This is a genomic window from Halomonas colorata, assembly GCF_014897985.1.
GTDB lineage: Bacteria > Pseudomonadota > Gammaproteobacteria > Pseudomonadales > Halomonadaceae > Vreelandella > Vreelandella colorata.
Genome location: NZ_JABUZA010000029.1, coordinates 53,677 through 59,941, shown reverse-complemented (window position 1 = coordinate 59,941; position 6,265 = coordinate 53,677). Strand labels below are relative to the sequence as shown.

The following is a 6,265-nucleotide window of genomic DNA, read 5'->3' as shown; positions in this document are numbered from 1 at the left end:
AGTAGGTCATCGTCAGGCATTTATACCGCAGAAAACCCAGCCAACCGGCTGGGTTTTTTGTTTGCGTGGAAGAAAATCACACGTATTTAAAAAATCCCCAGTCTTATAAAAGCTGGGGATTTTCTTAGCAAGCAGAATTAATAAGCAGAAAGAGTGAGTGCATAGACCTTAACCTAATTCACTCCTCATCCTCAGAGGCACAACTAAATCATCAGCTCTGATCGCGCTGATGTTGGCACTTACCTGCGGCCCAGGTTTCATAAATGGCTCGGTCGTCAGCCAGTATCATCAGGGCAAATAAACGTTCACCCAGAGTAGAGCAGCGCTGAATTCTTCGTTTGAGAAGCGGTGTGGCGTTGGGGTCAATGACCACGAAATCAGCCTCAAAAGACGGCGCTAACTGACCAATGTGACTGTCCAAAGCGAGTGTTTTAGCATTGCCATGGGTAAGGCCATAAAAGCCCTGCCAAGCAGTGAGAGGTTGCCCGCTTAGCTGGCCAACCTGGTAAGCACTTTTAAGCGTATCAAATCCTGAAAGATCGGTTCCCGCACCGATATCGCTGGCGTAACTAAATGCCATGCCGGTTTCTTGTGCGGCATAACGGTCAAACAGTCCGCTGCCTAAAAAAAGGTTGGAGCTTGGGCAGAAGGCAATATTTGCGCCTCGTTCTGCTAAACGCGTACGCATGCCATTATCCAAGTGTATTCCATGGGCGAACGTACTGCGTGGTCCTACTAACCCAGCTTCTTCATATACGGATAAGTAATCCTGGTTACCGGGGAAAAGTTCGGCAACCCAATCCAGTTCACCGCTGTTTTCCGCTAAGTGGGTTTGTAGCCAAAGAGTCGGGTCATTACGAAGCAATGCGCCTGCTGCATCCATTTGGGTTTTCGTGGAGGTCGGCGCAAAACGAGGCGTTACGCTATAGCCAAGTCGCTGAGAGTTATGCCAATCCTCAATTAGCCGCTCGGTATCGGCAATGCCCGACGCACCGTCCAACAAACCTTCAGGCGCGTTACGATCCATCAGTACTTTGCCGGCCAGCATGCGTAGCTGACGCTTATTGCAGGCGGAAAAGAAAGCATCCATGGATCCAGGGTGGCTTGAGCCAAATACCTGTGCCGTGGTGGTACCTGCCCGCAGCATTTCGTCTAAAAAAGCGTTGGAGAGTGCTTCTGCATGAGCATGGTTAGCAAAGCGGCACTCTTCGGGAAAGGTATAGTCGTTCAACCAATCAAGTAGTTGCCGACCATACGAGGCCATAACGTCTAGCTGCACATAATGCACGTGGGTATCGATAAAGCCTGGCATGATCAACTTGCCGCGATAATCCAGCACTTCGCTGCCTTCGGGTAGTGAGGGCGCTAGTTCACTAAAATGACCTACGGCATGAATATGCTGGCCTTGTAACCAGAGTAATCCATCGCCGTAGTGCTCCAAACTGCCTGGGCTTGGCTTGTCACCCTCACCGGGGTTGCGGGCAAAGCTCACCAGTTCGGCACGAATAAGCGTATTGGTAGAGGAGGTCATATTAACTCATGGTAGTAGGGGGAACATTAAAAACGGGGCGCAGTGCCTGGCTAGGTAAACCGCGGGTTTCCTGAGCAGGAGGAATGTCAGTTAAACAAAGAAGTTCAGATACAACGCTTAAGGCGATCGCATAAGGGGTTTTATTACTTGGCTTATGGCCAATGTGGCGGCCGATGGGGCAACGAACCCGTTGAATTTTCTCCGCAGTATAGCCTGCACGTATCAGTCGCCCTGAAAAGCTTGCCCATTTGCTATCAGAGCCAATGAGTCCAATGGAGGCTAAATCGTCACGTTGGATAAGCTCAGCAATCAGAGCATAATCTTCATCATGACTATGGGTAAGTATTAGCACGTGAGTGTGAGGTGGCAGTTGAGCTACATTGCGACTGACATCCCGCAGGGCATGGCAGGTTAAGCGCGGCTGTTGATGTAACTCGCTCAATATCTCGGTGCGGCTGTCATGTAAGGTCAGCCGCCAGGGTAATGGCGCACTTAACTTTACAATTTCCTGCCCAACGTGACCTGCTCCAAATATCGCGATGTTAGCTTCGGCACCAGGAAAGACCTCAAGCAATATATTGACGAACCCTCCGCAGCATTGCCCGCTTCGCCCGCCTAGCGAAAAAGCTTCCAAATGAAATCCATAGCGCTGCTGCTGTAAATAGTCGCGAGCAGCTTGAATGGTTTGCCACTCAAAGGTGCCGCCGCCTAGCGTATCGAAAATAGCATCCAGAGTAATAACCATGTGCGCGCCCGGCTCCCTGGGAGTAGAGCCAGCGCTAGTGACTTGGGTTGCCAATACATGAGGCGTGCCTGCGCGCTGTAAGCAGTCAATCGCGGCATGCCATGCCATGGGGGCTGTCACAGGGTTTTCTCCCTGATGGCGTTGGCTGCCAGCATAACGCGTTCGGGCGTTGCCGGTGTATCCAGGCGCGGTGAAGTAGCGTAGTTGGTCAAGCTTGAAAGGGCATCCCGTAATGCCGACCATACGCTAATGCCCAGCATAAGCGGAGGCTCGCCCACCGCTTTAGAGCGATAAAGGCTTGCCATGGAGTTCGGGTGGCCTTCCATTAGCGCTACATTAAAGACAGGCGGTAAGTCGCCAAAGGTCGGAATTTTGTAAGTGGCTGGGCCATCACTTACCAGTACCCCTTTAGCGTTCCATTTAAGCTCTTCACTGGTAAGCCAGCCCATCCCCTGAATAAAGCCGCCTTCCACTTGGCCAATATCGATGGCGGGATTTAACGACGTACCTACATCATGCAGTATATCAACCCGATCAACCTGGTATTCCCCGGTCAGCATATCAACACTGACCTCGGATACCGCTGCGCCAAACGCGTAGTAATAAAAGGGTCGCCCTTGTCCGGTCGCGCGGTCGTAGTGGATCAGGGGCGTGGCATAAAAGCCTTTTTCTGAAAGCGAAATACGATTGAGATAGGCGGTTTGAATCAACTCGCCCCAGGGAATTCGCTGCTCGCTTTCGTTACTGCCTGAAACCAGCATGCCATCTTCAAGGCGCATTCCTTCTCGATCCAAGCCCGCTGTAAAATGTGAGGCTGCAAAATCGAATAGCCGTTCACGTAAATTACTGGCCGCGTCCCGAGCAGCCATGCCGTTTAGGTCGGCACCGCTGGAAGCGGCAGTGGGAGAGGTATTGGGGACTTTATCCGTGCGGGTTGCCGTTATACGCACCTGCTCAAGGCTCAGACCCAATTCGCGAGCAACAACCTGACAGATTTTGGTATGTAGCCCTTGGCCCATTTCGGTACCGCCATGATTGATCATGACGCTTCCGTCGGTATAGACATGTAGCAGCGCACCGGCCTGATTAAGATGTTGTGCGGTAAACGAAATGCCAAATTTGACGGGAGTAAGCGCAAGACCTTTCTTAATGACGGGGCTTTTGGCATTAAACGTTTTAATGGCTTTACGACGTGCCCAGTAAGCGCTGTCTGCTTCGAGTGCTTCAACAAGCGTGTGCAGTAGCTGGCGTTGATCGACATGCTGTCCGTAGTGAGTTGTGTCTCGCCCATCACGATAAAAGTTTCGCTTACGTATAGTCAGTGGATCCTCACCCACCTGGCGGGCAATATCGTCCATGGCCGCCTCAATAATCATCATGCCTTGAGGGCCGCCAAAGCCACGAAAGGCCGTATTGGAAGCAGTATGTGTCTTAGCGCGATGGCCAACCACTCTGGCATCGCCTAACGAATAGGCGTTATCCGTATGGAACATGGCGCGATCAACAATCGCATCAGAAAGATCAGGTGAGTAGCCGCAGTCGCCGATAACACTTATTTCACCGCCCTGAATAATGCCCTGTTGATCAATGGCCAGCTTATAGCGGTTATGAAAGGGATGGCGTTTGCCGGTAACGCGCATATCTTCACTGCGCGGCAGACGAAGACGTGTTGCTTTACCTGTACGGCGAGCAATAATGGCGGCAATACAGGCCCAGGAGGATGCCTGGGTCTCTTTGCCACCGAACCCGCCGCCCATACGACGGACTTCTACCGTGACGGCATGAAGCGGAATACCGAGCACTTCAGCAACAAGTTTCTGCGTTTCACTGGGGTGCTGGTTGGAGGTATGAACAATCACGCCTTCATCTTCGGTCGGCAGCACTACACATGCCTGTCCCTCTAAATAAAAGTGCTCCTGCCCGCCGACGGACAGCTCGCTTTCGACAGTATAAGTGGCTTTGCGTAAGGTTTGCTGCCAATCGCCACGTTCCTGCACATGAGAGGGACGCACGAATTCTTCACGCTGAGTGGCAGTCACGGGGTCAAGGCTTGCAGGCTGTTCGGCAATTTCAATGCTTGCAAGTTTTACCGCGCGGCGGGCTGAATCTAGAGAGGTAGCCGCTACAGCAAACAGGCACTGACCGGCATAGCTAATTTCCTGATCAACGAAGATAGGGTCGCCAGGGAAAACCGGCCCAATATCAGTATCGCCCGGCACATCATGAAACGTAATGACATCGATAACACCCGAAGCTTGCTTCACGGCGTCAAGATTTAGCTCGGTTAGTCTACCGTGTGCTACCGGCGACAGGCCTAACGCTACATGCAGTGCATCAGACGGCGTTTTTAAATCATCAATATAAGCTGCTTTGCCGGTAACGTGTTTCTCAGCACTTTCATGAATGCTGGATTGGCCGGCCTGGCGTGCTCCGCTGCTTTTTACCGTATGGCAAGCGAGTGGGCCATCGCCTTGGATTTGATCTTTAAGCTCTTGGCGGGCGCGTTGGCTGTCTTTATCGAGTCTAGTGAGCGTACGCATGCAGCATCACCTCCTGATCCGGCGTTGAAAGCGTTAAGTAAAGCCGTTCAATCAAGTTGGCTGCTGCCTGTTGGCGATAAACATCGCTGCCTCGAACGTCGCTCATCGGAGTAAAATCCTGGGCGATAGCCGCCTGTGCTGCACGAAAGGTGTCTACTGTAACCTTTTGACCCTCCAGTTTTTTTTCCATTGCCAGCGCGCGCTTGGGTATGGCGTCCATGCCGCCGAAAGCAATGCGTACATCGTGCAGGGTATCTTTTTCCAGGCGGTAGCTGAAAGCACCTAACACGGCTGAAATATCGTCCTCTCGCCGCTTAGACAATTTCCAGGCGCGTAATGCATGGGTATTTGGAGGTTTGGGAATAAATATGCGTGACAGAATTTCATCCGCCGCCAGGGCGGTTTTTTTATATCCCCTAAAAAAATGATCCAACGGTAGGCAGCGAGTGCCTGATGTACTAGCCAGCTCAACCCATGCGCCTAGGGCTAGCAACACGGGCGGGGTGTCTCCGATAGGGGAGGCGTTTGCGATATTTCCGCCCAGCGTGCCACGGTTACGAATCTGCTGGGAGCCCAGGCGCTGTAGCAAGTGGCGAAAGGCGGGAAAGTGGCTATTTAATAATGGCTCAAGCTGGGTATAGGTGACTGCTGCACCCACCCACCAACCAGATTGATTATTAAATTCATCCGCTTTAAGGGTCAGCAGTTCTTTAACGTGTGTAACGTCGATTAGCTGATCAAGAGGTGTTAAGCGCTGTGTGCTTTCTAGCCATAGGTCCGTTCCACCAGCCACAAGGCGAGCATCTGGAAATCGCAGGCGAGCCGCCGTTAAATCTGCAAGCGATGTCGGCTGAACGAAAAAACATTCGTTGGAATTTTGAGTGTTTGTACTAGAAGACGAAGCTTTGGGTGAGGTGGCATTATACCAGCTTGGCCGCTCGTAAGAATGAGTGTGCATTTGAAGTGCTGCATCACGAATCGGGCGATACCCTGTACAGCGGCATAAATTACCACCCAAGCTTTCCTCAAGCTGCTCAGGTGTTAACGATAAAGTGTCTTTGTCGGGCGATTCGTAAAGCGTAAACAGAGACATGACAACGCCTGGGGTACAAAAGCCGCATTGGCTTCCGTGGCATTCAATCATGGCCGCTTGCGCTGGGTGTAATTGGCCTTCAGCAGCCAATCCTTCAATAGTGACAAGCGCTTTGCCCTGCAGTTGGTGGGCTGGCGTGATACATGCATTGGCGCTTGTGTAAGCGCGCGGAGTATCAGCTAAGTCACCAATGGCAACGGTGCATGCCCCGCAATCGCCTGAGGCACAGCCTTCTTTGGTGCCTGTGGTCCCCAAATGCTCACGCAATAGCGTTAAAATACTGGTATCTGGCGATACGGTGCACTGTTTGGGAACGCCATTGAGAAGAAACTCAATAATAGCCATACCAAACTCCA

The 6,265-nt window shown here is 51.9% G+C and carries 4 protein-coding genes; all 4 read right to left on the bottom strand.

Annotated features, from left to right (window positions below):
- Positions 1-211: 211 nt before the first annotated feature.
- The 4 genes from guaD to xdhA are packed head-to-tail and all read right to left on the bottom strand — an operon-like array spanning position 212 to position 6,254.
- Positions 212-1,531, bottom strand: coding sequence for a guanine deaminase (gene guaD / locus INT33_RS14355; RefSeq protein ID WP_193092226.1), 1,320 nt, complete (start codon positions 1,529-1,531; stop codon positions 212-214).
- Position 1,532: 1 nt separating this feature from the next.
- A complete protein-coding gene (xdhC, locus tag INT33_RS14350) occupies positions 1,533-2,396 on the bottom strand; it encodes a xanthine dehydrogenase accessory protein XdhC (protein ID WP_319643933.1) in 864 nt (287 codons plus the stop codon).
- Positions 2,393-4,816 (bottom strand): xanthine dehydrogenase molybdopterin binding subunit, encoded by a 2,424-nt coding sequence (gene xdhB, locus INT33_RS14345; protein WP_193092225.1) that lies wholly within the window; start codon positions 4,814-4,816, stop codon positions 2,393-2,395. Before xdhB ends, xdhC begins: the two co-directional genes overlap by 4 nt.
- Complete coding sequence (xdhA, locus tag INT33_RS14340; RefSeq protein ID WP_193092224.1) at positions 4,800-6,254, bottom strand: xanthine dehydrogenase small subunit; 1,455 nt, start codon at positions 6,252-6,254, stop codon at positions 4,800-4,802. The genes xdhB and xdhA overlap by 17 nt, the downstream gene beginning before the upstream one ends.
- Positions 6,255-6,265: the final 11 nt, after the last annotated feature.

Coding starts and splice junctions, on each gene's coding strand:
- guaD (WP_193092226.1), bottom strand. CDS start 1,531: ATGACCTCCTCTACCAATACGCTTATTCGTGCCGAACTGGTGAGCTTT.
- xdhB (WP_193092225.1), bottom strand. CDS start 4,816: ATGCGTACGCTCACTAGACTCGATAAAGACAGCCAACGCGCCCGCCAA.
- xdhA (WP_193092224.1), bottom strand. CDS start 6,254: ATGGCTATTATTGAGTTTCTTCTCAATGGCGTTCCCAAACAGTGCACC.